Below are 23,762 nucleotides of genomic sequence, written 5' to 3'. Positions count from 1 at the left end.
GCGGTCGCGCGCCTCAGGAGGATAGCGGTCCGGCCGCTGGACCGGTCGACGGTTGGCGCCGGGGAAACGGGGTAGTAACCGGCCATGTCCCTAGTCGTCGCGATCATGGACGAGCAGCCGAGCGGCTCGTTCCGTGGCACGGCTCCGTGGGGGGAGTGGCAGGTGCACCCGCTCTCCGACCCCACGGCGCTCGCCACCGATCCCCAGGTCCGCTCCGCGCAGACCCGTCACCTCCTGGTGCTGGCCCCGACCGCGCACGCGATGGCCGCCCACGTCGCCGCCTCCACCGTCGCCGCTGCGCGCCCCGAGCTCCCCGTGCGGGTGCTGTCGTTCCCGGTGTCCGCCGCCGTGCTGGTGCGAGCCGCCGAGCTCGTCCCGACCGACGCCGTGTCCGCGACGGCCGTGCACGACGCGATCGTCGCCGCCCTCGACACCGTGGTGTGGGGCGCCTGGCTCCCGTCCGTGGCCCGGCTCTCGCGCCCAGCGCCCACCCTCGGCCAGCACGTCCAGTCCTGGTTCGCCGGCGCCGACGGGTTCCTCGCCGTGCACGGCGACCCCGGCTGGGTGGCGAGGCTCCCGGTCACCGAGCTGGCGCCCGAGCGCCGGCTGCGCCGGGTGCCGACGCCGGGTGTCGTCGCCGCGTCGTACGAGTGCCACGCCTACGGCGAGCTGCCCGAGGCGGCCATCTCCGCGCTGTTCGCGATGGGCCTGGCCACCCGCCCCACCCGACGCGAGCCGGTCGCCGACGGCGCCCGTGTGTGGGGCTCGGCCAAGGCGGTGGAGTTCGTCATCTCCTGGCCCGCCGCCCCGGGTGCCGCCGACACCCCCACGTCCCTGCGGTGCCCCTCCTGCGAGGAGCCGGTCCGCGACCAGATCTGCCCGTTCTGCCGGATCGCCGCCGTGGGCGTCGACCGCACCGAAGGATCCCTCCGAGGAGTCGCACGTTGAACGCTCGTCAGCGTCGGGGAGTGCTGTTCCTGCTCGCCGCGCTCGCCCTTGCCATCGCGGTCTTCGTGGCCGTGAGCAGCTATGTCTCCCAGGTCGAGAGCCAGGTCGGCCCGAAGATCACCGTCTACGAGGTCTCCGAGCCCGTCGACGCCTACCTCCCGCTCGGAGCCTCCAACGTGCGGGCCAAGGAGGTCCCGCGGCGCTGGGCCTCGCCCACGGCCGTCACCAGCCTGCGCGAGCTGGAGGGGCGCCGCGTGGGCTTCCAGCTGGCCGCCGGCACGGTGGTCACCTCCGACATGCTCATCCCCTCGACCGACCTCAGTCCGACCGAGCGCGAGATCGCGATCAACGTCGACAGCGTCACCGGTGTCGCCGGCCGGGTCCGGCCGGGCGACCGCGTCGACATCATCGCGGTGTTCTCCGACGTGCCGGGCCTGCCCAAGCAGGCGCGGGTCATCGTCCGCGACGTCCGCATCGTCTCGATCGGCGGCCAGCAGACGGTGACGGTCGACACCGACTCGACCGTCGGCACCAGCAAGGACGTCGTGCCGGTGACCTTGGCCCTGGAGCCGAAGAACGCGCTCTCGGTCACCTACGCCGCGGCGTTCGCCCAGGAGGTCCGGCTGGTCGCGCTGCCGGGCGACGTCGGGGCGAACCGCTCCGGCGAGATCGACGACTTCGACGCCGAGGACCTCGGCGGCCGGGCAGTCCCGGAGGAGGCACGATGACGAAGGTGGTGGTCGGCGCTGCCGACCAGGCGGTCGTGAGGGAGCTGCGGGCCCTCCTTGCCGAGATCGAGGACACCGAGATCCTCTCGATCGTCGAGTCCAGCCACGAGCTGTCGGCGACGGTGGCGCGGCTCAAGCCGTCGGTGGTGCTCCTGCACGACGCGCTCGGTCCGCAATCGGCTCCCGACGTGGTGCGCGAGATCGTGTTCCGCGCCCCGACGACCGGCGTGCTGGTCGTGAACTCCGGCATGGACGGCGACACCGCGCTGCTGGCCATGGAGGCCGGCGCGAAGGGGGTCGTGCGCTACCCGATGGGCTTCGACGACCTGCTCTCGCGCTTCGAGGTCGCGCGCCAGTGGTCGGACCGGATGTCCGGGCTGATCTCCGGGGCGGTGGCCGACACCGCCCGCGACCTCGGCCGGCACGGCCGGGTGACCGTCTTCGCCGGCGCGAAGGGCGGGGTGGGCACGACCACGATCGCCACCCACATGGCCATCGACCTGCAGCGCAAGGTCCCGGGCACCAAGGTGTGCCTGGTCGACCTGGACCTGCAGGCCGGGGACGTCTCGGGCATCATCGAGGCCCGCCAGCGGGTCTCGATCGCCGACGTGGCCAAGGTGTCCGAGGACCTCTCGGCGGCCACCATCATCGACGCGCTGGTGCGCCACGAGTCCGGCATCTCGCTGCTGCTCGCCCCGCAGCAGGTTCACGAGTCCGAGTACGTCACCGCGAACGCCGTGCGCGCGATCCTCGGCCTGCTGCGCCAGGAGTTCGACGTGATCCTGGTCGACGGCGGCTCGCACGCCACGCCCGCCCAGGCCGCGGCCATCGAGGTCGCGGACGCCGCGGTCGTGGTGGTCACCGCCGACGTGCTCGCGATGCGCTCCTTCCGCCGTTCCGTGCAGGCCTGGGAGGGCCTCGGGGTGCGCTCGGAGCAGGAGCTGCACGTCGTGGTCAACAAGGTCTCGCGCGACGACGCGCTCACCTTCGACGCGCTGGGCAAGCTCACCTCGGCCAGCGTGGTCTCGACCTGGCTCCCCTCGGCGTTCCGCAGCCTGGAGCGCAGCGTGAACTCCCGCAACCCCGACGAGGTCCGCGAGGCGTCCTGGTGGTCGGCGCTGGAGCGGATCGGTGCCGAGATCGGCGTCAGCGGGGCGTCGGCGGTGCCGACCCCCACGAGCGAGCCCAAGCGGCGCGGACGCCGGCGGGCCAAGGCCGAGGCCGGGCAGCTCGCGGTCGAGACCGTGGCCCTGGTGCCCGTGGTCGCGCTGATCTGCCTGCTGGCCTGGCAGGTCGGCCTGACCGCGCTGGCCTTCGTGTGGAACGGGCACGCCGCGAACGCCGCCACCCGCGCGCACTCCATCGGCGAGGACCCCGGCGCCGCGGCGCGCGACGCCGTACCCTCCTCGATGCGCGACAGCGTCCGGGTGACGGTCCTCGGCGACGGGTCGGTCAAGGTCTCGACGAAGGTGCCGGTGCTGTGCCCGGGCTGCGCGGCGCTGCCCGGTGAGATCTCCCAGACCAGCGACGTGGTGGAGGAGCCGTGAGCGCGTCGTCCCTGCCCCGCCCGGTGCGCCCGGGCCGTGGCCCGGCCCGCGAGCGAGGGAGCGTCTCCCTCGAGGTCGTCGGGCTGGTGCCGCTGCTGTTGCTGGTCGCGCTGCTGGTCCTCCAGCTCGGCGTCGCGGGCTGGTCGGCGTCGCAGACCCAGGAGGCCGCTCGTGCGGCGGCCCGGGCCCAGAGCCTCGGGCAGGACCCGGTGGCCGCCGCGGAGGGCGCCCTGCCGGGCAGCCTCGACGTCGACTCGATCGAGACGTCGGGCGACTCGGTGACGGTGCGGGTCAAGGTGCCGCGGGTGTCCCCGCTCCCGGTGTTCACGGTGACGCGGGACGTCTCGATGGCGGTGGACAGGTGAGCGGCTACCGGGGCTTCGCCGGGGTCGACCTGACGGGTGGGAACGACGCGAGCGCGGGGGAGACCTCCGACGAGCTCCTGGTCCGCCGGCTCAAGCGGCTCCTCCTCGACGAGGTCGACCTCCACGAGCTCGGCCGGCTGGAGGAGTCCCAGCGGCGCACCCGTCTCGAACGCGTCCTCAACCACCTGGTGTCGACCGAGGGCATCATCCTCAGCACCCGCGAGCGCACCAGCCTGGTACGCCGCGTCGTCGACGAGGCGGTCGGCCTCGGCGTGCTCGAGCCGATCCTGGCCGACCCTGCGGTCAGCGAGATCATGATCAACGGCCACGACACCGTCTACGTCGAGCGCTTCGGCGTCCTGGAGCGGATCCCCTCGGGGTTCACCAGCAACGAGCAGCTGTTGCAGACCATCGACCGGATCGTCTCGACGGTCAACCGGCGCGTCGACGAGTCCAGCCCGATGGTCGACGCACGCCTGCCCCCCGACGCCCGGCTGCCGCGCGGCGCACGTGTCAACGTCGTGCTGCCCCCGCTGGCGCTGCGCGGCCCGACGGTCACGATCCGCCTCTTCCCCCGTCGCTACGGGATGGAGGAGCTGATGCAACGCGGCGCGATCGACGCGGCCACGGTCCAGCTCCTCGGCGCTGCGGTCCGCGCCCGGCTCAACATCGTGGTCTCCGGCGGCACCGCCTCGGGCAAGACGACCATGCTCAACGCGCTCTCGGCGTTCATCCCCGAGCACGAGCGGATCGTCACCATCGAGGACGCCGCCGAGCTGGCGCTGGTCCAGGAGCACGTCGTGCAGATGGAGACCCGGCCGCCGAACGTGGAGGGACGAGGCGCGGTCACCATCCGCGACCTGGTCCGCAACGCGCTGCGCATGCGCCCCGACCGCATCGTCGTCGGCGAGTGCCGCGGCGGCGAGGCGCTCGACATGCTGCAGGCGATGAACACCGGTCACGAGGGCTCGCTGACCACCGTGCACGCCAACACCACCGACGACGCCCTGGCCCGCATGGAGACGATGGCGTCGATGTCGGAGGTGGAGGTGCCCTTCCACGCGCTGCGCGAGCAGGTCAACTCCTCCATCGACCTGGTCCTGCAGCTCGTGCGCACCCCCGACGGCACCCGTCGGGTGGTCGAGCTCAGCTACCTCTCCTCGCGGCGACGGGAGGACTTCTCCCTCAACCGCCTGGTGCACTGGGACCCGCGGGCGACCGGGCCGTCCGGCACGGCGGGCTCGTTCGTCCGGCACCCGGTGCACCCGGCGCTGGCCGATCGTCTCGAGGACCGCGGCGAGAAGCTGCCCGACGGCTTCGAGCGGGCCTTCGAGGGCCAGCGCCTCGACGAGGGCGGGGGCGTGTCGTGGTCCTGACGGTCCTGCTGTGCGCGATCGGATCGGCGCTCTGCGCCCTGCTCGGGACCGTCCACCTGGCCGCGGTGGCCGCGGAGCGCCGGCGGATCGCCGCCGCCGTGACCGGCGACGACCGCATCGACGACGCGCCGCTGATCGAGCGTGCGAACCGGCGCTTCCGCCGCACCCGGCTCGGCCAGCTCGTCGAGCGCGAGCTCGTGCTCGCCGGCATCGACCAGCGCCCGCTGGTCGTCGTCCTGGTCGCTGCTGGGGTCGGCCTCGGGGCTGCCTACGTGCTGTGGACCGCGCTGGCGCCGGTGTTCGGCGTCCTGGGCCTCAGCCTGGGGGCCCTCGCGCTGCGTGCGTTCATCCGCCGGGCCAAGGCCCGTCGCCTCGAGGCGTTCATCGTCCAGATGCCCGAGCTGGCCCGCGTGCTCGCCAACGCGACCAGCGCCGGCCTGTCGATCACCAGCGCGATCGCGATCGCCGGCGACGAGCTGGCCGCCCCGGCCGGCCCCGAGCTGCGCAGCGTCGCGAACTCGATGCGATTCGGCGCCGACCTGGTCAGCGCGCTCGACGACATGGGCAAGCGGCTGCCGTCCCGCGAGGTCGCCGTCCTCCTCTCGACGCTCGTCGTCTGCGCGCGCAGCGGTGGCTCGCTGGTCACCTCGCTGCGCGACATCGCCAACACCCTCGAGGCACGCAAGGAGACCCGGCGCGAGATCCGCACCACCCTCGCCCAGGCACTGGCCACGGGCTACCTCGTGATCGTGCTCGGCGTCGGGATGTTGTTCTTCATCAACATGATCCAGCCCGGCTCGGTGGAGAAGATGACCGGTCACATCGCCGGGCAGATCGCCCTGGTGGTCTCGGGGTCGCTCTTCGCTCTCGGGTTCTTCCTGATCCGCAAGATGACGAGGTTCGACATATGAGCCTCACGGTCCTGCTCCCCGGTCTCGCCCTGGCGACCGCGATGGTGCTCGCCCTGCGCGGCTACCGGCTGCTGCGCGCCGACCCCACCGACGGGCTCGGGCTCGAGGAGCTCATGGTCCTGCGCCCCGAGCAGCGCCGGGCGGCGAAGGGCGAGGGGCCGCTCGGGCGGCTGGCGACCCGGCTCGCGCCCTCGGTACGCCGCCGCCTCCCGGCCCCGGTCCTGAACTGGCTGCAGACCCAGGTCGACTACGCCGGACGACCCGACGGGCTGAACGTCGACGGGGTCATCCGCCTGGTGCTGACCTGGGCGCTGATGCTCTCGCCGGTCTTCCTCATCAGCCTGACCTCGGGAAACCTGCTCGGCGTGGGCCTCTCGCTGGTCGCACCGGTGATGATGCCGCTGGCGCGGCTCTCGCGGATGCGCCGGCTGCGCACCGAGGCCCTGGACCGTGACCTCCCGGACTTCCTCGACGTCCTCGCCGTCACGGTGACCGCCGGCGTCGGGTTCCGCCCGGCGCTGATGCGGGTCTCGGACCGCTTCGGCGGCCCGCTGGCGGCGGAGATGCGGCTGGCGCTGAGCCAGGTGCAGCACGGCGCCACCCTGCGCGGTGCCTTCGAGCAGCTCCAGGAGCGCAGCGACTCCGAGGCGCTGGGCCAGTTCGTCACGGCGTTCATCCAGTCCGACGAGCTCGGCGCACCCCTGGTCGAGGCGCTGAACCAGATCGCGGTCGACCAGCGCCGCGAGCACGCCCAGCGCCAGCGCCGCAAGGCCGCCCAGATCGCTCCCCGCGTCACGCTCGTGACCACCGTCGTGATGGTCCCGGCGGCGCTCATCCTGCTCATGGTCGGCCTCATCCTCGGTGCCGGCGTCAACTTCGGCGACTTGTTCGGGGGGTTCTCCGAATGACGCTCGAGTCGATCGCCGCCGTCGAGGTCCGTGCGCTGGTGCGGCTCGCGTTCCTGCTGCGCATGATGACGCTGCTGGTCAGCCTGGCCGGCTATGTCGACCAGACGCTGACCCCGGGAGCGGTCGGCGGGATCTTCTTCCTGACGCTGACCAGCATGGCCGGGATCGCGGTGCCGACGGTGCCGGCGCTGTTGCAGCGCCACCCGTCCCTGGTGATGCTCGACGCGCTGGTGATGACCGGCCTGATGGTCACCCTCGGCACCGACAACCCGCTGGTGCTGGTGGCGCTGAGCAGCTGCGTGGTGATCGGCGTCGTGCTGTCGCCGCTGGCGGCCGTGCTCTCCACGGTGACGATGGTGAGCGGCTACCTGGTGGCGAGCCTCGGCGACGAACGCGTCGCGGTGACCTTCCTCGCCGACTACGGCTTCCCGCTCACCTTCGTGTTCGTGGTCGTGCTCGGGCAGGGGTTCCGGACCCTCGCCGAGCGCAAGCGCCAGTCGGAGCGGGCCTTCGCCGAGCTGGTCTCCGGCAGCGTGACCGCTCAGGAGCGGGCCCGGCTGGCGCGCGAGCTGCACGACTCGACGGCCAAGACCCTGCAGGGCCTGGCGCTGTCCGCCCAGGCGCTCTCGCACTGGATCACCCACGACCCGCAGCGTGCCTGCGCGGAGGCGGACGCGATCTCGGCGTCGGCGGGGGAGGCCGTGGTCCAGCTGCGCAGCCTGCTCTCCGCGCTGCGCCAGGACGTGCTGGACCAGCCGTTCCAGGAGTCCTTGGCGACGCTCGCCCGCGACTGCACGCAGGACGCCCCACAGGTGCGGCTCCGCCTCGAGCTCGAGCCCGTGGACCTCTCGGCGCCCTCCGTGCGCTACGAGCTGCTGGCGGCCGCGCGCGAGGCGATCCGCAACGCGGTGACCCACTCGGGCTCGGACCGGGTGACGGTGCGGCTGAGGCCGGTGCAGGACGACGAGGTGATGATCGAGGTGAGCGACGCCGGCTGCGGCTTCGCGGTGGACGTCCTCCCCGAGCGCGAGCGACAGGGGCACTTCGGCGTACGCGGCTACGCGGAGCGCCTCGAGCTGATCGGCGGTCGCGCCGAGGTGGTCAGCGCGCCCGGCGCGGGCACCACGGTGCGGTTCCTCGCGCCGTGCATGGGACTTCGGGAGGGCACACATGCATGAGGACCTGACCATCGCGACGCCGGCGACCGCCACCGGGCCGACGCGCACCCTGATCGTCGACGACAACCCTGTCGTCCGCACCGGGTTGCGCAGCCTCCTGGAGAGCTCTGCGGAGATCGAGATCGTGGGCGAGGCGGCGGACGGCGTGCTCGCCGAGTCGATGGTGCACAGCCTCAGGCCCGACGTGGTCCTGCTCGACGTGCGGATGCCTCGCCGCGACGGCGTGCAGACCGCGCGGGCGATCGCCGGGGAGACCACGGTGATCATGCTGACCTTCACCGACGAGCCCGAGCACATCCGGGCCGCGCTGGCGGCCGGAGCGAGCGGCTACCTCGTGCACGGCTCGTTCGACGCCTCGACCCTGGTGCACACCGTGCGCCAGGCCGCACTGGGGGCCGGCGCGTTCTCCCGGCAGGCCCTCGAGGCGATCCGCGACATCCGAGCACCGCACGACCCGGCCGAGGAGCGCCGTGAGCGGCAGCGCCGCTTCGACCTCAGCGACCGGCAGGGGGAGCTGATGGCGCTGATCGCACAGGGGATGAGCAACGCCGAGATCGCGCGTGAGCTCTACCTGGCCGAGAAGACGGTCAAGAACCACGTCAACGCGATCTTCGCCAAGCTCGTGGTCACCAGCCGCAGCGAGGCGATCGCGGTCTGGCTCGGCACCCGGGCCCAGGGCTGAGCCGAGGGCCCGGGACCGATCCGGGCCTGGGCCCGGAAGTGGGTCCCGCAATGGGTCCGGCGATGGGTCCGAGGGCCCCCTCCGATCGGCTCCGGTCCGCCTAGGTTTCAGGTGTCGGACAGCAGACCGACGACCACCACAGGCTTCGGGCCCGATCCGGAGGGCTCCCGCACCACCAACAGGAAGAGGTCGATCAGGATGAACAAGGTTCTCGAGGCTCTGCTCGCATTCCAGGCCCACATGTTCGTGACGCGCAAGGACGACGAGCGCGGCCAGGGCACGCTCGAGTACGTCGGCATGATCATCGTCGCCGCGGCGATCGTGGTCGCGGTCCTCCAGGCGGCCGACGCGATCGACCTCGGCGCGTTCTTCACCGAGGCCGTCAACTCCGTCACCGGCGGCTGACCTGAGCCACCACCACTCCTCGACGCGGGTCCCGGATCGTTCCGGGGCCCGCGTCGACGTGTGTCCGGGCACGAAACTGGGAAGGCATCGATCCATGCTGCTCGCGCGCTCTCACCGCCGCCCTCGTCGCGACGAGGCCGGCCAGATCACCACCGCACTGGTCATCGTGGTGATCGTGGCCCTGGTCGCCGTCGCGGTCTCGGGTGTCGCGCTGCTCGCCCGGGGTGTGGACGAGAAGACCCGGGCGCAGAGCGCCGCCGACGCCGCGGCGCTCGCAGGTGCCGGCGCGCTGCGCGAGCTCCTGCCCCAGCTGCTCGCCATGGTGACCTCCCGCGACGGTCTCGGCGGCACGGCGGGGTGCGCCTTCGGCCAGGACCGGGCCAGCACCTATGCGCAGAAGAACGAGGCGACGCTGACCGACTACTGCTTCGACCTCGTGCGCGGCGAGGTGAGGGCGTCGGTGCGGATGAACGAGGACGTCAGCGACGAGGTCGGACCCGCTGTGGCGGACGCGGTGGCGACCACGGGGCTGGACCTCTCCGGGTGCTCGTGGAACGACGAGGACCCGCCCGAGCCGACGCCGACCCCCACCCCGACCGCCGCGCCGTCGGACGGCCCCTCCGACGGTCCCACCGAGGACCCGGGGCCGCCGCCCCCGCCGCCGGACATCGGCACGACGTTCTCCTGCGGGCCGCTGACCGCGAGGTTCGTCATCGACGGGGAGACCGGCCGGCTCTCCTTCGTCGACCTCGAGCTCGACTCGCTCCAGCCGCGCCTGATCGACTGAGACTGGCCGGGCACGGCCGCCGCCTCAGGCGCGGCGGCGCAGCACCAGCAGCCCGCCGACGCCGACGACGAGCAACGTCGGGGTCGCCAGGACGGCGCTGACGCGGACCATCGTCGCCGCGGTGCCGAACGTCGAGGGCCGGGAGAGCGCCATCGGCGCCACCGCCTGGGCGTCGCTGCAGGCCAGCACCGAGCCGCGCGGGTAGGACCCGACGGTGAACAGCGGGTCGAGTCGCTGGTCCTCGACCGTGATCGCGGGCGTCGAGAGGACCCTCAGCGCCGACATCCGTGCCGTGCTCTGCTCCGCGCCGTCGCGGGTGAGCAGCCGGCAGCCGAGGTCGGAGGGCGAGACGCCGGTGTCGCCGGACGCGCCGTACACCACGACCTGGGAGCCGAAGAGGCCCGGGTCGGGCAGCGCGATCTCCTGCGGGTCGTCAGCGACGCTGACCGCCTCGGAGCCCGGCGCCGTGGAGTCGACGGTGATCGCGACAAACGCCGTCACCACGGCTCCGAGCAGGCAGGCGATCGCGCCCAGGCGCAGGAACAGGACCTGGGTGGGTCCGAGCCTCATGCGGGCGACGAGGCGTCCACGACGAAGGTGCGCAGGATCTTGCTGACCTCGGAGGTGTCGAACTCGGCACTCGGCGCCAGCGCGACGACGTTGATGATGAGGTCGTCGTCGACCTGCTGGAGCAGCTGCCAGTAGGTGACCTCGACCCGGTCGTCGGCGCTCGGTCGGGTCTCCTTCCAGGTCACGAGGTAGGCCGGCTCCAGGTCGTCGTCGCCGGACGGCACGGTCGAGCGCTCCGCCTCGGCCTCCGGACCGGCCGCGGCCTTGGAGGTCTCGAGGGCGAAGGACTGCTCCGAGGCCGGGGCCTTCGGATCGACGTCGCGGATGATCGCCACCCGCTGGGGGAGCGACTCGACCTCCGAGGGTTTCTCCAGCACCAGCATCGGCTCGCCGTTCGAGCTCTGGGTGCGCTTCTGCTGGAACTCGCCGGGCACGCCGATGGAGAACCCCGCGCCCTCGATGGTGGAGTAGTCCGCGGGCAGGTCGATCATCGTGACGGCCATCGAGGGGCTCTCCGTGGGCTCGTAGACGGATCGGTCACCGGTACCGGAGTCCTGGCTGTCCCCGCAGGCGGCGAGGCCCACGGCGAGCACCCCGCTCAGGACCGATGCGGTCAGGCGCCGTCGTGTCATGCGCTGCAAGCCTCCCAGTTCGCCCATTGCGTGCCGTCCCAGTATTGCGCCCCGGTGGTGCTCATCGAGTCGGTCTTGACCTCGGCCGAGACGCCCAGCTCGGCGACGAGCTCTCCACTGACGTCGACGCCGAAGACGGTGTTGCTGTCCGTGTCGTAGTCCTGCTGGGTCACGGTGCCGTTGGCCATCGCCGCCTGGATGAACCCGATGTTCCCGACTGCGCTCAGGGCCGGGTTGCTCCAGGCGCCCAGGCTGGAGACGCCCTGGGCCAGCAGGAACTGCTGGGCCGCGGCCTGGTTGGCGGGGTTGTCGGTGTCCAGGCTGGCCTGGTAGATGCGCATCCCGCTCTGCTGGTTGGCCAGGCCGGCGTCCGTGCTGCCGCCGAACAGCGCCGAGGCGATGCCCGAGGAGGAGCCGGCGGCCGTGGCGGTGGCCGAGACCTGGACCATGTTGCCCTCGGAGTCGAAGGTGACGGCGGTGACGAGCTCGGCGGAGCCCTCGAGCGCGGCGCCCTGGAACTCCAGGCCGTCGGTGTCCACGCCCAGCGACTGCAGCCCGGCCTCGCCCGAGATCTCGGAGCGCAGGTAGACGGTGGTGGTGCCGTCGCGGTTCACCCGGGTGCCGAGGACCTTCGAGGCGCTCACGCCGGCGGAAGCGTGGTCGGTGAGGCCCGTGGCCTCGGCGCTGGCGTTCAACGAGATGCCGCCCTCGGCGTACACCTCGTCGGGCACGGGCAGGTTCTTGCTGATGCCGGTGATGTCGGTGATCTGGTCGGCGATCCAACGCAGCGGGCCTCGGTCGCCGGCCACGGTGTCCTTGACCTGGTCCTGGAGCAACGCGTCCATCAGGCCGCCGATCTCGTCCTTGTCGGCGTGGTAGACGGCGCCGGCCCGGATGTCGACCGAGGCGCCGGCGCCGGCGCTGGCGCTGCCGCCGACGGTCGTGTCGTTGACCGTGACGGTCAGCCCGCCTCCGACCCCGACTGCGGCGCCCCCGCTGCTGCTGTCGGTCACGCTCACGCGGTACTCGCCGTTGCTGAGCTGCTGGATCTCGATGCGGCGCCCGTCCGCGACGGTGACGACGAGGACGGAGATCTCCTGGTTGCGCTCGACGCCGTCCTGGGTGAGCACGCACGGCTCGGTCGGCTCCCGGGACTCCGGGGCCGAGGAGGGCGGGGCACAGCCCCCCTGGCCGAAGGTCACGACCTGGCACACCCAGTACGAATAGGTCTCCGCGAGGCGCGTGCCCTGGGGCAGAGCCGCCAGCATCACCGCCAGGACCAGGGTCGCCGCGATGATCGCGACGCCGGTGGTCTCCAGCGTGGCCGCGCCGCGCTCGTGCTGCCGACGTTCGTCTGCGCCACCCATGGTCCTGCTCCTCCTGCTGTGGCGCCTCGGGGGCGCCGGTGTCCACGAGACCTCTGAGACAACCCGACCGGCGGGTGTGGCGCGTAGGTCCCGGGACCCGTCGGCGGGCCCATCGCCCGCGTCGGTGCTCATGCCCATCTCGCGCCTGGGTCAGCCGAGCCGGTACGGCGCGGGCGCGACGGCGGGCGCGCGGACGGCGGCGGTGCGGGCGGCGATCGCGACCAGCGCGACCCACACGACCAGGTCGATGGCGTACGACGCGGGCCCCGGGTCGACCAGCAGCTGGCCCAGCAGGGCCCGACCGGCCCACGCCGCGGGGGACACGAGGTAGGCGAGCAGGCCCGCGAGGGCGGCCCGGCCCACCAGCCCGGGTCCGTCGTACGCTCCGCGCATGACGAGCCGGGTGAGCAGGACCAGGATGACCGCGGTGAGCAGCGTCCGCAGCAGCACGGTCGCGGTCGGGCTGCCGGCCGAGAGCGTCAGCAGCAGGGCGGCGAGCCACGCCACGAGCGCCCCGGGGGCGAGCACGGCGGCGAGTCGCAAGGTCAGGAGGAGGTCCATCGGCTGTCTCGGTGTTCCTGTCGGTCGTGGAGTCCTGCCCGCGGATGGTGCCACCGCGCCGACCTGCGCAAACCTCCCGTGACCCGCGACGAGAGGGTCTTCGGACCGGGTGACCGGGTGCTGCTGCGCGACGGCACGCCGGTGGCGCCGCTCGCGGTCGCGGACACCGCGCGGACGCGGAGGCGGGGACTGCTGGGGACCGACCGGGTCGTCGGGGCGCTCTGGATCACCCGCTGCCCCTCGGTCCACATGGTCGGCATGCGCTACCCGATCGACGTGGCGGTGGTCGACCGGGACGGCCGGGTGCTCCACGTGGCGACGCTGCGGCGCCTCACCGGCATGACCCGGTTCCGGTTCCGGGCGAGCGCGACGATCGAGGCCGCGGCCGGCTCGATGGCCGCCTGGGGAGTACGCCGCGGCTCGGTGCTCACCATCGGCGACGCGCCTGGCTGACGGCGCTCAGCGCACGTCGAGCACCAGGGCCGTGACGCCCAGGACCAGCGCGAGGACGGCGGCGACGACCGCCCAGCGGTGCCGCCCCCCGAGGAGGGCGACCACGGCCAGCACCGCGCCGAGGGCCGCCGGGTAGCCCACCCTCTCGGCCTCCGCGGCGTCCTCCAGGGCACGCGGGGTGTCCTCGACGTGCAGTCCGAGGAGCAGGGCGTGCAGCACCAGCAGGAGGCAGCCGAGCAGGCTGACCAGGGAGATCGTGCGGACCAGACCGGGACTCAACCGTGCGTCCTCTCGCTCGCGGGCCGCCACCCTAGCCACCCCTGCCCACCCCCGGCGCGCCTCAGCGGTAGCGCGGGCTCTCCAGCTGCTGCTGGACCAGCTCGGCGATCGCCGCGTGGCCGGCGGCGTTCGGGTGGAAGCTGCTGGGGTCGGCGATGGCGAAGCCGGGACCGCCGAGGTCGAGGTCGTTGATCCACGGCTCGTCGCTGCCGATCCCGTGGCCCTCGAAGGCCTGCGTCGGGTCCACGAACTCGACCCCCGCCTCCGCGGCGGCGTCCGCGAGCATCGCGTTGAGGTCGCCGGCGACCTCGTTCATCCAGACCTGGTCCTCCTCGAACAGCAGGTTGCCGAAGCTGTCGGAGGGGTCGCTCACGAACAGCGGCGGGTAGCCGACGATGACCACCCGGGCGTTCGGGGCCTTCTCCTTGATCTCGCGGTAGTGCTCGAGGAGCTCCTCCCGCAGCCGGGGCAGGTCCTCCTCGATGCGCCGGTCGTGCTTGGCCTGGCAGGTGTCCGGCCCGATGCCGCGCGCGCCGTTGATGATGCAGTCCTTGACGACGTCGGCGAACCCGAGGTCGTTGCCACCCATGGTCATGGTCACCAGGGAGGTGTCCTGGCTGAGCGCGTCGTACTGCGGGTCCTCGCCGGTGTTGCCGGCGTTGGGGTTGTCGAGGTGCTGGGCGACGGCGCCGGAGCAGGCGACGAAGGTGGACCCGCCGGCGAAGTCGTTCGCGCCGGTGATCACCTGGGAGTAGGCGTGCGCGGAACGGTGGCAGCGGTTGCGGTCCTCCTCGTGGTCGTTGTAGGGCCACAGGTCGACGCGGTCGTCGTAGTCGGTGCCCTCCTCGTAGTCCCAGGCGCCCTCGCCGGAGGAGTAGCTGTCGCCGAGGGCGACGTACTCCCCGCTGGTGGCCTGCTCCAGGGGTGTCTCGCCGGCACCCGGGACGGTGCAGCCGTCGCGCTCGACGACGCTGCACACGGCCTCGGCGAACCCGTCGCGCAGGGCGCCTCCCGCCGGGGTGACCAGCAGGCCGAGCACCAGCAGCGAGGCGAGGATCGTGGCCCCGACGTACTCGAGGGTGCCGGCGCCCCGCTCGCCGGGTCGGGTACGGCGCGCCCGCGGCACGGTGGCCACCTCAGCCGACCTCGGGCAGCGCAGCCACGGCGCGGGCGAGGACGGCCGGGTCCGGGGTGTCGCGCAGCGCGTAGGACATCAGCGTCACGGCGGCGTCGCCGGACCTGACCACCACCACGTCCGCGGTGACGGGCAGGCGGCCCCTGCTGGTCTGGCGCCAGGCGACGCTGTCGGGCGGTGCGCCCTTCACCGTCAGCGGCTCGACGGTGAAACGGGCCGTCGGGCTGTCGGGACGGGTGCCGCGGGCGGTGTAGCCGCTGCAGCCGGGCAGGGCGGTGCGCAGGTCGGCGATCACGTCCGCGATCACGTCGGTGCGGTAGACGCGGACGTGCTGCTCGAGGAACGGGCCGAAGGGGCCCTCGGAGAAGCGCAGGCTGCTCGCCCTGGCCGGGGTCTCCGGCTCGAGGTCGACCCCGCAGACCGTCAGCCGGTAGTCCAGGCCCTGGGAGTTGCTGTCGCCCCACCCTGCGGGCAGGGCGTCGGAGGTGATCAGCAGGTCGCTGCTGCGGGCGGCCGGGTCGTCCGCAGGGCTTCCCGCGGAGGTGCCGGAGCCGCACGCGGAGAGCAGCGCCGGCAGGAGCGCGACACCCACTGCGACCCGAAGACGGGTGCGACGACGGGTGCCGGGGCGGGGGCGGGGGACGTGGTGCAGGGAGGGCCTGGTCACGGCCGCGACGCTAGGACCGCGGAGCCGTGCGGTGGTGGGCCCACGGTCCCAGGTGAGGGCCCGGCGCGCGACAGCCGCCGGCGCTGCTCAGCCCAGCAGCAGCACGGCGGAGAGGACGAGCAGGGCCAGCCCGGTCCCTGCCAGGACGCCCACGGCCAGGACCGAGGGCCGCTTGGCGACGGTCGCCTCGCCCACCTGGAGCACCGTGGTCGGTGCGGGGACGGGACCCACGACGTCGCGGTGGGCCGGCCCGGCGAACTGGTCGAGGACCTCCACGTCACCGGGGTCCCAGTCGGCCTGCGCGGCACGAAGCGCGCGCAGGTCGTGGAGGAACGCGCTCGCGCTCGGCGGGCGCCGGTCCGGGTCGGGGGCGGTCGCGGCGAGCAGCAGCGCGCCGAGCGGGGAGTCCGGAAGCTCGCCCGGCTCGAACGGCGGGGGGTGGCCGAGCAGCATCTCGAGGCCGACCGCGCCCACGGCGTACAGGTCCTGGCGGGGGTCGGGGGCCGCGCCGCGCAGCTGCTCCGGCGCCATGTAGCCGGGGGTGCCGAGGGTGGTGGAGGACAGCGTCATCCGCGGCTGGTCGACCGGGACCGCGATGCCGAAGTCGGTCAGGCGCACGTGGGGCCGGCGCGGGCCGGTCGGCTCGAGGAGCAGGTTGGCGGGCTTGACGTCGCGGTGCACCACCCGCGCGTCGTGCACGGCCTCCAGGGCCGAGAGCGTCTGCTCGAGGACGGCGACGACCCAGGACTCGGGGAGCGGGCCCCAGTCGCCGATGAGGGTCGCGACGGAACCGCCCCGCACCAGCGGCATGGTGAACAGGACCGAGTCGTCCTCGCCCGACCAGCTCAGCGGGGTCACGACGTGGGGGTGGTGGATGCGCGTCGACTGCTCGCGCATGAACCGCAGCAGCGAGGCCGCGTCGCTGTGGCGCAGCACCTTGGCCGCCTTGACCTGTCCGTCCTGCTGGTCGCGGACGATCCAGACCGATCCCATCGCGCCGTCGGCGATGGGGTCGAGCAGCTCGTAGCGGCGAGCGAAGACGGGGTTCACCGGCCCCACCGCGGGGCGTGGTCGCGCAGCAGGGGACCCGCGGGCGGCAGCATGGCGGTCATCGTACGCAGACCGGTCGTGCGGATCGAGCGCGCTCGGGCTCACATCACGTGGCTGATCGCGGCGAAGTGCCGTGCGGCCTCGGCCTCGCTGCCGGTGCCGTAGACCCGCACCAGCTCGGCCAGGCCGGGGGCCACGTCCGCGAGCACCTCGGCGGCGCGGTCCAGCTCCTGGCCCGAGGCGACCGCGCGCAGGACCTTGCGGACCACGGCGGAGGACTCCGGGACGTGGGTGAACTGGCCGGTCGACAGCGTGCCGTGGTGGGTGCGGATCTCCTCGAGGCGGCGCTGCACCGCCTCGCCGGAGAGCGTCGGCGCCTCCTCGACCAGGCCCAGGAGGCTCTGCAGACGGGACACCGCCAGCGGGTTGCCGATCTTGACGCGGTGGCCGCTGACCAGCTGGGAGAGCATCGGCGGGCTGAGGCCGAGGATCTCCGCCACGCGGGACTGGTTGAGCCCCAGGCCCGCGGTGACGCGGCGTACCAGGGCGCCGATCGGCTCGCCGTACAGGCGACGCTGCTCGTCGATCTTGTCCGGCCTCTCGGGCCTCTCCGCTTCCATGGCTGCCCCCTCGTCGTCGAGCGTAGACCCCGGGTGTTCGCAACAGCAACGTTGACGTTTGCTATTGCAAACAGCAGGGTAGGTGTCGCCGCATCGAGATGAGGGAAAGGCGAGTCCTATGAAGCTCCGTCGTCACCTGGCCGGCCTGGCCGCGATCCTGGTCGCCGCGGGGGCCGGGACGGTCGTCGCGACCACCGGACCCGCGACCGGTCACGCCGCACAAGCACCCGCACCCGCTCCCTCCGCGGAGGGGGACGGCTACGGCCGGATGATGCTGGTCCTCGACGCCTCGGGCTCGATGGCCGAGGCGGCGGGCGGGGGGCAGACCAAGATCGCGGCGGCCCGCAAGGCGCTGACGACGGTGGTCGGGGGCCTGCCGGAGGAGGCCGAGGTCGGGCTGCGCGTCTTCGGCGCGACGGTGTTCTCGCGCACCGACGCCGGCTCCTGCACCGACAGCCAGGTGGTGGTCGAGCCGGGCACCGGCAACCGCGACGAGCTCAGCGCCGCGATCGGCGACTACGAGCCGTACGGCGAGACCCCGATCCCGCACGCGCTCAAGGAGGCGGCCAAGGACCTCGGCAACGAGGGCACCCGCTCGATCGTCCTGGTCTCCGACGGGGAGTCGACGTGCGACCCCGACCCGTGCACGGTGGCCGGGGAGCTTCAGGCGAACGGCATCGACCTGCAGATCGACGTCGTCGGCCTCTCGGTCTCCGGAGCGGCACGCTCGCAGCTGCAGTGCATCGCCGACAAGGGCAACGGCACCTACTACGACGCCGACAGTGCCGCCGACATCGAGAGCCGGCTGATCCGCGTGGCGTCCCGGGCGCTGCGGCCCTTCACCCTCGACGGCGCTCCGATCGTGGGCGGTGCGGAGAGCTCGCCCACCCCCGTCGAGGTCGGCGAGTACGTCGACACGATCGGTGGCGCGGGGGAGTCCAAGAGCTACGTGTTCACCCGGGAGACGGCCGGGACGACGCTGCGCGTCGCGGCGCTGACCCAGGGCGAGGCCGGGTTCAACGACGGGCTGGTCGCGGAGATCGCCGGGCCGGCCGGGCGCTGCGACTACTCCACCGCCAACCGGGGCGCGCTCGACCTGCGTGAGGTGATGGGCGTCCAGGTCACCGCCGGGGACTTCCCGCGCCAGGGCAGCGTGGCGGGCTGTGAGGAGCCCGGCGACTACGTCGTCACCGTCACCCGGGCGCGCGGCGCGAGCGAGGAGGTGCCGTTCGGCCTGGTCGTCACCGAGGAGCCCCCGGTCGAGGAGGTCGGCTTCACCGACCCCGAGCTCTCCGAGCTGGCGGTCGCCGCGCCGCAGGTGGGCGGAGCGGCCCAGAAGGTCGAGGGCGGCGCCTCGTTCGCGTCGGCCCCCGAGCTCGGCGCCGGCAGCTGGTCGAGCACCGTCGTGCCCGGTGAGGTGCTCCTGTACAAGGTCCCGCTCGAGTTCGGCCAGGCGGCGCAGGTCAGCGTGGAGTTCCCGGCTGCGACCGGACAGGTCGCCGAGCAGTTCGGGCGGTTCGCGCCGAACGCCAACCTCATGCTGTTCAACCCGCTGGGCGCCCAGCTCGGCTACGTCGACGGGGCCACCTGGCTGGACTTCGCCGAGGACTCGTCCCTCCAGGCGGCCGTCCCGGTCGTGAGCCGCGTCCCCTCAGAGATCCGCAGCGCCCGGTTCAGCGGCGGCGCCGACGTCACCGCGGCGGGCGACTACTACATCAGCCTGAGCGTGCAGAAGCGCGACTACACCGTCGAGATCCCGTTCACCCTCGACGTGGAGGTCATCGGCGAGCCCGCCGAGGGCCCGACGTACGCCGGCGGCGCCACGTGGAGCGTGGCCGACGGCGCGACCGACGCCGTGGCCGAGCCCTCGCCGAGCGCCTCGGCCGACGACGCGGACGGCGATGGCGGCGGCGAGGGTGAGGCGTCCGGTGAGAGCGAGGGCGACACCGTCAACATCGTCGCCGTCGGCGCCGGGGTGCTGGGTGTGGCAGCGCTGCTCGCCGCGCTGCTGCTCTGGCGACGCCGCTCGGCGAGCTGAGCCGCCGCCTGGCGCGTCCGGGAGCCGGATGCGGCCCGCGGGGCGCCGGGTTCCCCTACGCTCACCTGACATGGAGCCCGATCCGCGATGACCCAGGCCAGCACCGACGCGATACCGGCCCCCGAGGCCGATGACCCGACCCGCCCGGAGACCTGGGACGTCGTGGTCGTCGGCGCCGGCCCGGGCGGACTGACCTGCGCGGCGTACCTCGCGGCCAACGGCAAGCGGGTGCTGGTGCTCGAGGCCAACCAGGTCGTGGGCGGCAGCACCCAGGTCTTCCGGCGCGCGGGCAACAAGTTCGAGTTCGACGTCGGCACCCACTACGTCGGCGAGTGCGGCCCCGGCGGGCGGATGCAGACCGCGCTGTCCGGGCTGGCCCTCACCGAGCGCATCAAGTGGCTGCGTCAGCGCCCCGAGGGCCACTGCCAGATCATGGTCCCGGGCACGACGTTCCAGACGCCGACCGGCTGGGACACCTACCTGGAGCGGCTGATCGCCGCCTTCCCCGACGAGGAGGCGGGCCTGCGCCGGTGCGTGGGGATCATGCGGACCATCGCGGCGGGCGAGCGCCCGCGGCGCCGCCCGTTCGCCCTGCTGCGCTGGGGCGTGCGGCCGATCACGACGCTGATGGCGGCGTGCGGGCTCAGCGCCGACGCCCAGGCGGTGATCCTCGCCGAGAACGGCGACTACACGTGGCCGCCGCACCGCACGCCGACCGCCATGCACGCGGGCTTCCTGCACCACTACCTCCAGGCCGGGGCCTACTACCCCCGCGGCGGCGGCCAGGTGATCGGTGCCCACCTGACCGACGTCATCTCGACCCACGGCGGCCGGGTCCGCACCAAGGCACACGTCGAGCAGATCCTGATCGAGGACGGCCGTGCGGTCGGCGTACGCCTCCGTGACGGCGAGGAGATCCGCGCCGGGGCCGTGGTCTCCGCGGCCGACTTCAAGCGGACCTGGGCCGACCTGGTCGGCGAGCAGCACCTCACCCGGAGGCTGCGGCGCAGGCTGGCGAACCTGGAGATGACGCTGCCGATGTTCGCGGTGTACGTCGCCCTCGACGTCGACCTGCGAGAGCGGGGGACGCCGCCGCTCGCCTGGGTGTGGCCGACCAACGACGTCGACGGCTACTACCGCGAGGTCGCCGCGGGGCGCTGCCCGGAGCAGATGCCGGTGGGGATCAGCTGCCCGACCGCCAAGGACCCCGAGGGGACGCACTCGGCGCCGCCGGGCTACTCCACGCTCGAGCTGGTGAGCTGGGCGCCGAAGGAGCACGCGTTCTGGAACGTCGGGGACGGCCCGGTGGACGGAGCCGGCTACGGCCGCGACGAGCGCTACCTGCAGGTCAAGGAGGAGCTCACCCAGCGGGTGCTCGACACCGCGGAGCTGCTGATCCCCGACATCCGCGAGCGGATGGTCTTCTGCGAGGCCTCCACGCCGATCACCCAGGAACGCTTCACCCTCACCACCGACGGCTCCTGCTACGGCATCGCCCCGCTGCTGCGCAACCTCGGCCCGTTCCGGCCGCGGGTCACCACCCACATCCCGGGACTGTTCCTCGCCGGGGGCAGCACGGAGCACATGTTCGGGATCAACGCCACGATCTGGGGCGGGATGGGCACGGCCGGTGCCGTGCTCGGCCGCGACCTCGCCCAGGAGGTGCGCGACGGCGCCGTCTTCGTGGACGAGGAGCGCCTGACGCCGGTCACCGACGACTTCGACCCGCTGCTCGCCTCGAAGCCGGGGTCGACCATCCGGCGAGCGGCGCGCAGGCGACCCCGGGCGACCACCTGACCAGGCGCGCTCAGCGTCCCGGGGTGGCCCGGCGTACCGCCTTCTTGGAGCTCTTCACGCCCGACTTGACCCCGGACTTGGCGGCGCCGAGGAGGCCCTGGGTCAGTAGCGTCAGGCCGCCGCCGACCAGCCAGGAGTCCTTCGCCAGCGCCATGCCCTCCTGGCTGGGGCGGACGCCGTCGGACAGGGTCATGGACGGGGTGCGGAAGTACACGCCCAGCAGGCTCGTCCCGAAGCCGGTCAGGGCAGCGCCGGCGACGGTCGCGGGAACCATGGGGGCCAGCAGCGCCGTGCCCACCGCGATCTCGCTGTAGGCGAGCAGCTTGGCGAACTTGGCCGGCTCCATGTCCTTGAACAGCGTCGGGTAGGTGGACGCGGCGGCCCCGTGCAGGTACTGGGCGGTGCCCTCGTCGGCCCCGAGCTTGCTGACGCCGGAGTTGAGGATGTACGCGCCGGTGGCGAGACGCAGCGGGATCTGGGTGGGGTGCATGGCGGCTCCTCGGTCGGTGTGAGACAGATCTCCTCGACCATAGTCGCCAGACCGCTCGACGGGGCGTCGCCGGACGCGCGGATTGCGCGGGGCGCAGGCGCCGGGGCGCGCCGGTCGAGCGCGGACGTCCGTCGGTCGAGCCCGGAACGTCGGGCAATGCGGTTGCGATCCGACACCGAGCCGTGGGGCCAGCGTCGATTCCAGGTGACCGGACTGGACTGCCTGGTCATCGGGCTCGTGCAACCGGTCGAGCCCGACCTCGAATGGATGTCGGCCCAAGGACTGCTCAGCTGAGACCGAGGCGTCATATGAGAACCGGCAGACCGGAGGGGGTTCGGTGGTAGCGATGGCGCAGCGCGGAGCAGCGACGTGGCGGCTCGTCATTGTCGCTACCGCCGTGATCGGGGTCCTCGGCTTGGCTGCGTGGCACGTCTTCGGGCAGTCCGAGCCGACGCCTTGGAACAAACCGGCGAGGGTGGACGGTGCAGTCGTGCAGCTGACCTACACCGGCAGCGAGTGCAGGGACGGCGCAGAGGCGGACGTGGAAGAGGACTCGAAACGAGTCACCATCACGGTGAGGGAGACCGTCCGTGCGATGTCGTGCAGCGACGTGGGCGTGTCCTACGACATCCAGGTACGACTGGACGCGCCGCTGGGGGACAGAGAGCTGGTTGATGGTGCGTGCCAGATGACGAAGTACGCGCACTACATCGTCTGCGGGCAGAACAAGACGACCGTCGAGTCCATCCCCCACTGAGCGACTCGCCCGGCGAACACACGTCACAACGGTCCATTCGCGCCGCCGCCACGAGGGACACACCCAGTGAGACTCGCCGACGTCGCCCAGCTCACTGGCGCTCGCTGCTCGACCAGCGGCGGTCGGACAGGCCTGTTGGCCCCGCCAGCAGGTCGCTGACGGGGTCCCGGGGGTCGAGGCCTACTCGTCGGGTGGGTGTGCGGTGAGGAGATGGGTGGCGCCGTGGTCTTTCACGAGGTGCAGGCCGTGCGGGGAACGCCAGAGGTAGGTCGCCGCGTCGGTGCGGTCGTAGGTCCAGCCGGTATGGGTCTTCGCCCGGTGATGTCGGCGGCACAGCGGGGCCAGGTTGCAGGAGCACGTGGGGCCGCCGGAGCGGTGGGCGATGACGTGGTCGGTGTCGCAGCGCCTCGCCGGCCTCTCGCACCACGGGAAGGCACATGCCGGTGTGGCCAGGCGGGTCTGCTCGACCAGCCGGTCCGGGACGGCGTACGCGTCGGTGTGGTGGTGGTCGTCGAGCTCGATGACGGGCTTGATGACGACCTGAGCGTCCGGGTTCGCGCACCAGTCACGGACCTGGTCGGTCGAGATGATGGAACGGGTCTCCTCGATGCGGGCGATGCCTGTCTCGTCGCGGCTGATCGCGGCGTCGGCGAGGTGGACGTGGATGACGACCTGTCGGGGCTTCACCACCGCGGCGGTCCCGCCGGCCTCGGTCGTCAGGTCGAGGGTCAGCTGGCGCCGAGCCAGCTCACCGGCGGCCATCGAGCGCCGCACGTCCAGCGACTCGTCGGAGCCGAGGGCGGCGAGCTCCGCCGCGCCCTGCCGGATGGCGGTGTCGAGGTCGAGCGCGTCGGCGAGGTCGAGGGTGCCCTCGACGTGGACGGTGCCGTCGAAGTCGGCGGCCTCGGTGTGCACGTCGAAGCGACGCCCGTCGGCGGCCTGACGGCGCTGCTTCTCCGCTCCCTCGGGGTCGAACAGCACAGTCGCGTGCTCCACGAGGCGTCCGATGGCGGCGAACCCGATCTTGCCCACGACGGGGGCGAGCTGGCGGTCGACGTACTCGGCCCCGGCGAGCGGCAAGGTGGTGGTGAGCTGCGCAACGCGACGGGCCTTCCAGGTCGGGACCTCGCCGGCCTGCACGAGAGCCCAGGTCCGCTTGAGCCGGTGGGCCAGCTCGAGTGCGTCGCCGATGAGCGACTTCGCGGAGTCGGTAGAGAGGCCGAGCGCGGCGCCCAGCTCCATCGGGGCGAACTCGGCCACCAGGGGAGTGCCCTCACCGGCGAGGGGTACGGCGATCTCCGCGAAGATCGGGCCGAAGGGGCCGCCGTTGGCCTGGGCCGTGGAGGCACTGGGGGTCACCGACTCCTCGGGGTGCATCGCCGCCCATGCGAGAGCCCCTTGCAGCGTCTCGGTCTCCGCTCGCTGCACCGCAGCCCGCCGCTCCTGCACGAACGCCAGCACGGCGGCTGGGGTGTCGCAGTCGGGGAGTTCGGGGGAGGCCATGCCTCAGT

26 protein-coding genes are annotated in these 23,762 nt (G+C 72.9%); 15 read left to right on the top strand and 11 right to left on the bottom strand.

Going from position 1 to position 23,762, the window contains the following annotated elements:
* Positions 1 to 84: 84 nt before the first annotated feature.
* The 11 genes from HOQ23_RS00670 to HOQ23_RS00620 all read left to right on the top strand — a co-directional run bounded on the left by HOQ23_RS00670 (position 85) and on the right by HOQ23_RS00620 (position 9,835).
* Positions 85 to 948 (top strand): hypothetical protein, encoded by an 864-nt coding sequence (locus tag HOQ23_RS00670; protein WP_172210887.1) that lies wholly within the window; start codon positions 85 to 87, stop codon positions 946 to 948.
* Positions 945 to 1,676, top strand: a complete 732-nt coding sequence (cpaB, locus tag HOQ23_RS00665; RefSeq protein WP_172210885.1) for a Flp pilus assembly protein CpaB — start codon at positions 945 to 947, stop codon at positions 1,674 to 1,676. The genes HOQ23_RS00670 and cpaB overlap by 4 nt, the downstream gene beginning before the upstream one ends.
* Positions 1,673 to 3,223 carry an AAA family ATPase gene (locus tag HOQ23_RS00660; RefSeq protein WP_172210883.1) on the top strand — a complete coding sequence of 517 codons (1,551 nt, stop codon included), beginning with the start codon at positions 1,673 to 1,675 and terminating at the stop codon, positions 3,221 to 3,223. Before cpaB ends, HOQ23_RS00660 begins: the two co-directional genes overlap by 4 nt.
* The gene (locus tag HOQ23_RS00655) at positions 3,220 to 3,588 is read left to right on the top strand and encodes a TadE/TadG family type IV pilus assembly protein (protein WP_367650313.1); all 369 of its coding nucleotides are present in this window, start codon (positions 3,220 to 3,222) and stop codon (positions 3,586 to 3,588) included. Before HOQ23_RS00660 ends, HOQ23_RS00655 begins: the two co-directional genes overlap by 4 nt.
* A complete protein-coding gene (locus tag HOQ23_RS00650; RefSeq protein ID WP_216653431.1) occupies positions 3,585 to 4,964 on the top strand; it encodes a CpaF family protein in 1,380 nt (459 codons plus the stop codon). The genes HOQ23_RS00655 and HOQ23_RS00650 overlap by 4 nt, the downstream gene beginning before the upstream one ends.
* A complete protein-coding gene (locus tag HOQ23_RS00645) occupies positions 4,955 to 5,875 on the top strand; it encodes a type II secretion system F family protein (RefSeq protein ID WP_172210881.1) in 921 nt (306 codons plus the stop codon). The genes HOQ23_RS00650 and HOQ23_RS00645 overlap by 10 nt, the downstream gene beginning before the upstream one ends.
* Positions 5,872 to 6,783, top strand: a complete 912-nt coding sequence (locus HOQ23_RS00640; protein ID WP_172210879.1) for a type II secretion system F family protein — start codon at positions 5,872 to 5,874, stop codon at positions 6,781 to 6,783. Before HOQ23_RS00645 ends, HOQ23_RS00640 begins: the two co-directional genes overlap by 4 nt.
* Positions 6,780 to 7,961, top strand: a complete 1,182-nt coding sequence (locus HOQ23_RS00635) for a sensor histidine kinase (protein ID WP_172210877.1) — start codon at positions 6,780 to 6,782, stop codon at positions 7,959 to 7,961. The genes HOQ23_RS00640 and HOQ23_RS00635 overlap by 4 nt, the downstream gene beginning before the upstream one ends.
* A complete protein-coding gene (locus HOQ23_RS00630) occupies positions 7,954 to 8,643 on the top strand; it encodes a response regulator transcription factor (protein WP_172210875.1) in 690 nt (229 codons plus the stop codon). Before HOQ23_RS00635 ends, HOQ23_RS00630 begins: the two co-directional genes overlap by 8 nt.
* A gap of 198 nt (positions 8,644 to 8,841) precedes the next feature.
* Positions 8,842 to 9,048 carry a hypothetical protein gene (locus HOQ23_RS00625; RefSeq protein WP_172210872.1) on the top strand — a complete coding sequence of 69 codons (207 nt, stop codon included), beginning with the start codon at positions 8,842 to 8,844 and terminating at the stop codon, positions 9,046 to 9,048.
* 94 nt (positions 9,049 to 9,142) lie between these two features.
* Positions 9,143 to 9,835 carry a pilus assembly protein TadG-related protein gene (locus HOQ23_RS00620; protein WP_172210870.1) on the top strand — a complete coding sequence of 231 codons (693 nt, stop codon included), beginning with the start codon at positions 9,143 to 9,145 and terminating at the stop codon, positions 9,833 to 9,835.
* Positions 9,836 to 9,859: 24 nt separating this feature from the next.
* Here HOQ23_RS00620 and HOQ23_RS00615 read toward each other — a convergent pair whose 3' ends face one another.
* From HOQ23_RS00615 to HOQ23_RS00600, 4 genes are all read right to left on the bottom strand, one after another.
* A complete protein-coding gene (locus HOQ23_RS00615) occupies positions 9,860 to 10,405 on the bottom strand; it encodes a hypothetical protein (RefSeq protein WP_172210868.1) in 546 nt (181 codons plus the stop codon).
* Positions 10,402 to 11,037, bottom strand: coding sequence for a hypothetical protein (locus tag HOQ23_RS00610; protein ID WP_172210866.1), 636 nt, complete (start codon positions 11,035 to 11,037; stop codon positions 10,402 to 10,404). Before HOQ23_RS00610 ends, HOQ23_RS00615 begins: the two co-directional genes overlap by 4 nt.
* Entirely contained in the window at positions 11,034 to 12,404 is a 1,371-nt protein-coding gene (locus tag HOQ23_RS00605) for a hypothetical protein (RefSeq protein WP_172210864.1), read from the bottom strand. Before HOQ23_RS00605 ends, HOQ23_RS00610 begins: the two co-directional genes overlap by 4 nt.
* Positions 12,405 to 12,554: 150 nt before the next feature.
* Positions 12,555 to 12,965: a hypothetical protein gene (locus HOQ23_RS00600; RefSeq protein ID WP_172210862.1), complete on the bottom strand. Its 411-nt coding sequence runs from the start codon at positions 12,963 to 12,965 to the stop codon at positions 12,555 to 12,557.
* Positions 12,966 to 13,043: 78 nt separating this feature from the next.
* Here HOQ23_RS00600 and HOQ23_RS00595 point away from each other — a divergent pair, with 78 nt between their 5' ends.
* Positions 13,044 to 13,418 (top strand): DUF192 domain-containing protein, encoded by a 375-nt coding sequence (locus HOQ23_RS00595; protein ID WP_172210860.1) that lies wholly within the window; start codon positions 13,044 to 13,046, stop codon positions 13,416 to 13,418.
* A 6-nt stretch (positions 13,419 to 13,424) separates the two neighbouring features.
* Here the strand turns inward: HOQ23_RS00595 and HOQ23_RS00590 are convergent, their stop codons facing one another.
* From HOQ23_RS00590 to HOQ23_RS00570, 5 genes are all read right to left on the bottom strand, one after another.
* Positions 13,425 to 13,697 carry a hypothetical protein gene (locus HOQ23_RS00590; protein WP_172210858.1) on the bottom strand — a complete coding sequence of 91 codons (273 nt, stop codon included), beginning with the start codon at positions 13,695 to 13,697 and terminating at the stop codon, positions 13,425 to 13,427.
* Positions 13,698 to 13,758: 61 nt separating this feature from the next.
* Positions 13,759 to 14,832, bottom strand: coding sequence for an SGNH/GDSL hydrolase family protein (locus HOQ23_RS00585; protein ID WP_172210855.1), 1,074 nt, complete (start codon positions 14,830 to 14,832; stop codon positions 13,759 to 13,761).
* A gap of 1 nt (position 14,833) precedes the next feature.
* Positions 14,834 to 15,499 (bottom strand): hypothetical protein, encoded by a 666-nt coding sequence (locus tag HOQ23_RS00580; protein ID WP_172210673.1) that lies wholly within the window; start codon positions 15,497 to 15,499, stop codon positions 14,834 to 14,836.
* An 87-nt stretch (positions 15,500 to 15,586) separates the two neighbouring features.
* On the bottom strand, positions 15,587 to 16,549 hold the full coding sequence (locus HOQ23_RS00575; protein ID WP_367650312.1) for a serine/threonine-protein kinase: 963 nt from the start codon (positions 16,547 to 16,549) through the stop codon (positions 15,587 to 15,589).
* Between the two features lie 101 nt (positions 16,550 to 16,650).
* The gene (locus HOQ23_RS00570; protein WP_172210853.1) at positions 16,651 to 17,169 is read right to left on the bottom strand and encodes a DNA-binding protein; all 519 of its coding nucleotides are present in this window, start codon (positions 17,167 to 17,169) and stop codon (positions 16,651 to 16,653) included.
* Between the two features lie 118 nt (positions 17,170 to 17,287).
* Here HOQ23_RS00570 and HOQ23_RS00565 point away from each other — a divergent pair, with 118 nt between their 5' ends.
* A complete protein-coding gene (locus HOQ23_RS00565; RefSeq protein WP_172210851.1) occupies positions 17,288 to 19,207 on the top strand; it encodes a VWA domain-containing protein in 1,920 nt (639 codons plus the stop codon).
* 87 nt (positions 19,208 to 19,294) lie between these two features.
* Positions 19,295 to 21,004 (top strand): NAD(P)/FAD-dependent oxidoreductase, encoded by a 1,710-nt coding sequence (locus HOQ23_RS00560; protein WP_172210849.1) that lies wholly within the window; start codon positions 19,295 to 19,297, stop codon positions 21,002 to 21,004.
* A gap of 10 nt (positions 21,005 to 21,014) precedes the next feature.
* Here HOQ23_RS00560 and HOQ23_RS00555 read toward each other — a convergent pair whose 3' ends face one another.
* Complete coding sequence (locus HOQ23_RS00555) at positions 21,015 to 21,494, bottom strand: hypothetical protein (RefSeq protein ID WP_172210847.1); 480 nt, start codon at positions 21,492 to 21,494, stop codon at positions 21,015 to 21,017.
* A 346-nt stretch (positions 21,495 to 21,840) separates the two neighbouring features.
* Between HOQ23_RS00555 and HOQ23_RS00550 the strand changes: the two genes are divergently transcribed.
* Complete coding sequence (locus HOQ23_RS00550; protein ID WP_172210845.1) at positions 21,841 to 22,251, top strand: hypothetical protein; 411 nt, start codon at positions 21,841 to 21,843, stop codon at positions 22,249 to 22,251.
* A gap of 180 nt (positions 22,252 to 22,431) precedes the next feature.
* On the opposite strand, the gene HOQ23_RS00545 is transcribed toward HOQ23_RS00550, so the two are convergent.
* The gene (locus tag HOQ23_RS00545) at positions 22,432 to 23,754 is read right to left on the bottom strand and encodes an HNH endonuclease signature motif containing protein (RefSeq protein ID WP_172210843.1); all 1,323 of its coding nucleotides are present in this window, start codon (positions 23,752 to 23,754) and stop codon (positions 22,432 to 22,434) included.
* Between the last annotated feature and the right edge of the window lie 8 nt (positions 23,755 to 23,762).

The sequence above is a fragment of the Nocardioides sp. zg-DK7169 genome, assembly GCF_013155365.1.
Classification (GTDB): Bacteria; Actinomycetota; Actinomycetes; order Propionibacteriales; family Nocardioidaceae; genus Nocardioides.
The sequence above is the reverse complement of the archived record's forward strand: the minus strand, read 5'-3'. Positions and strand labels throughout refer to the sequence as shown.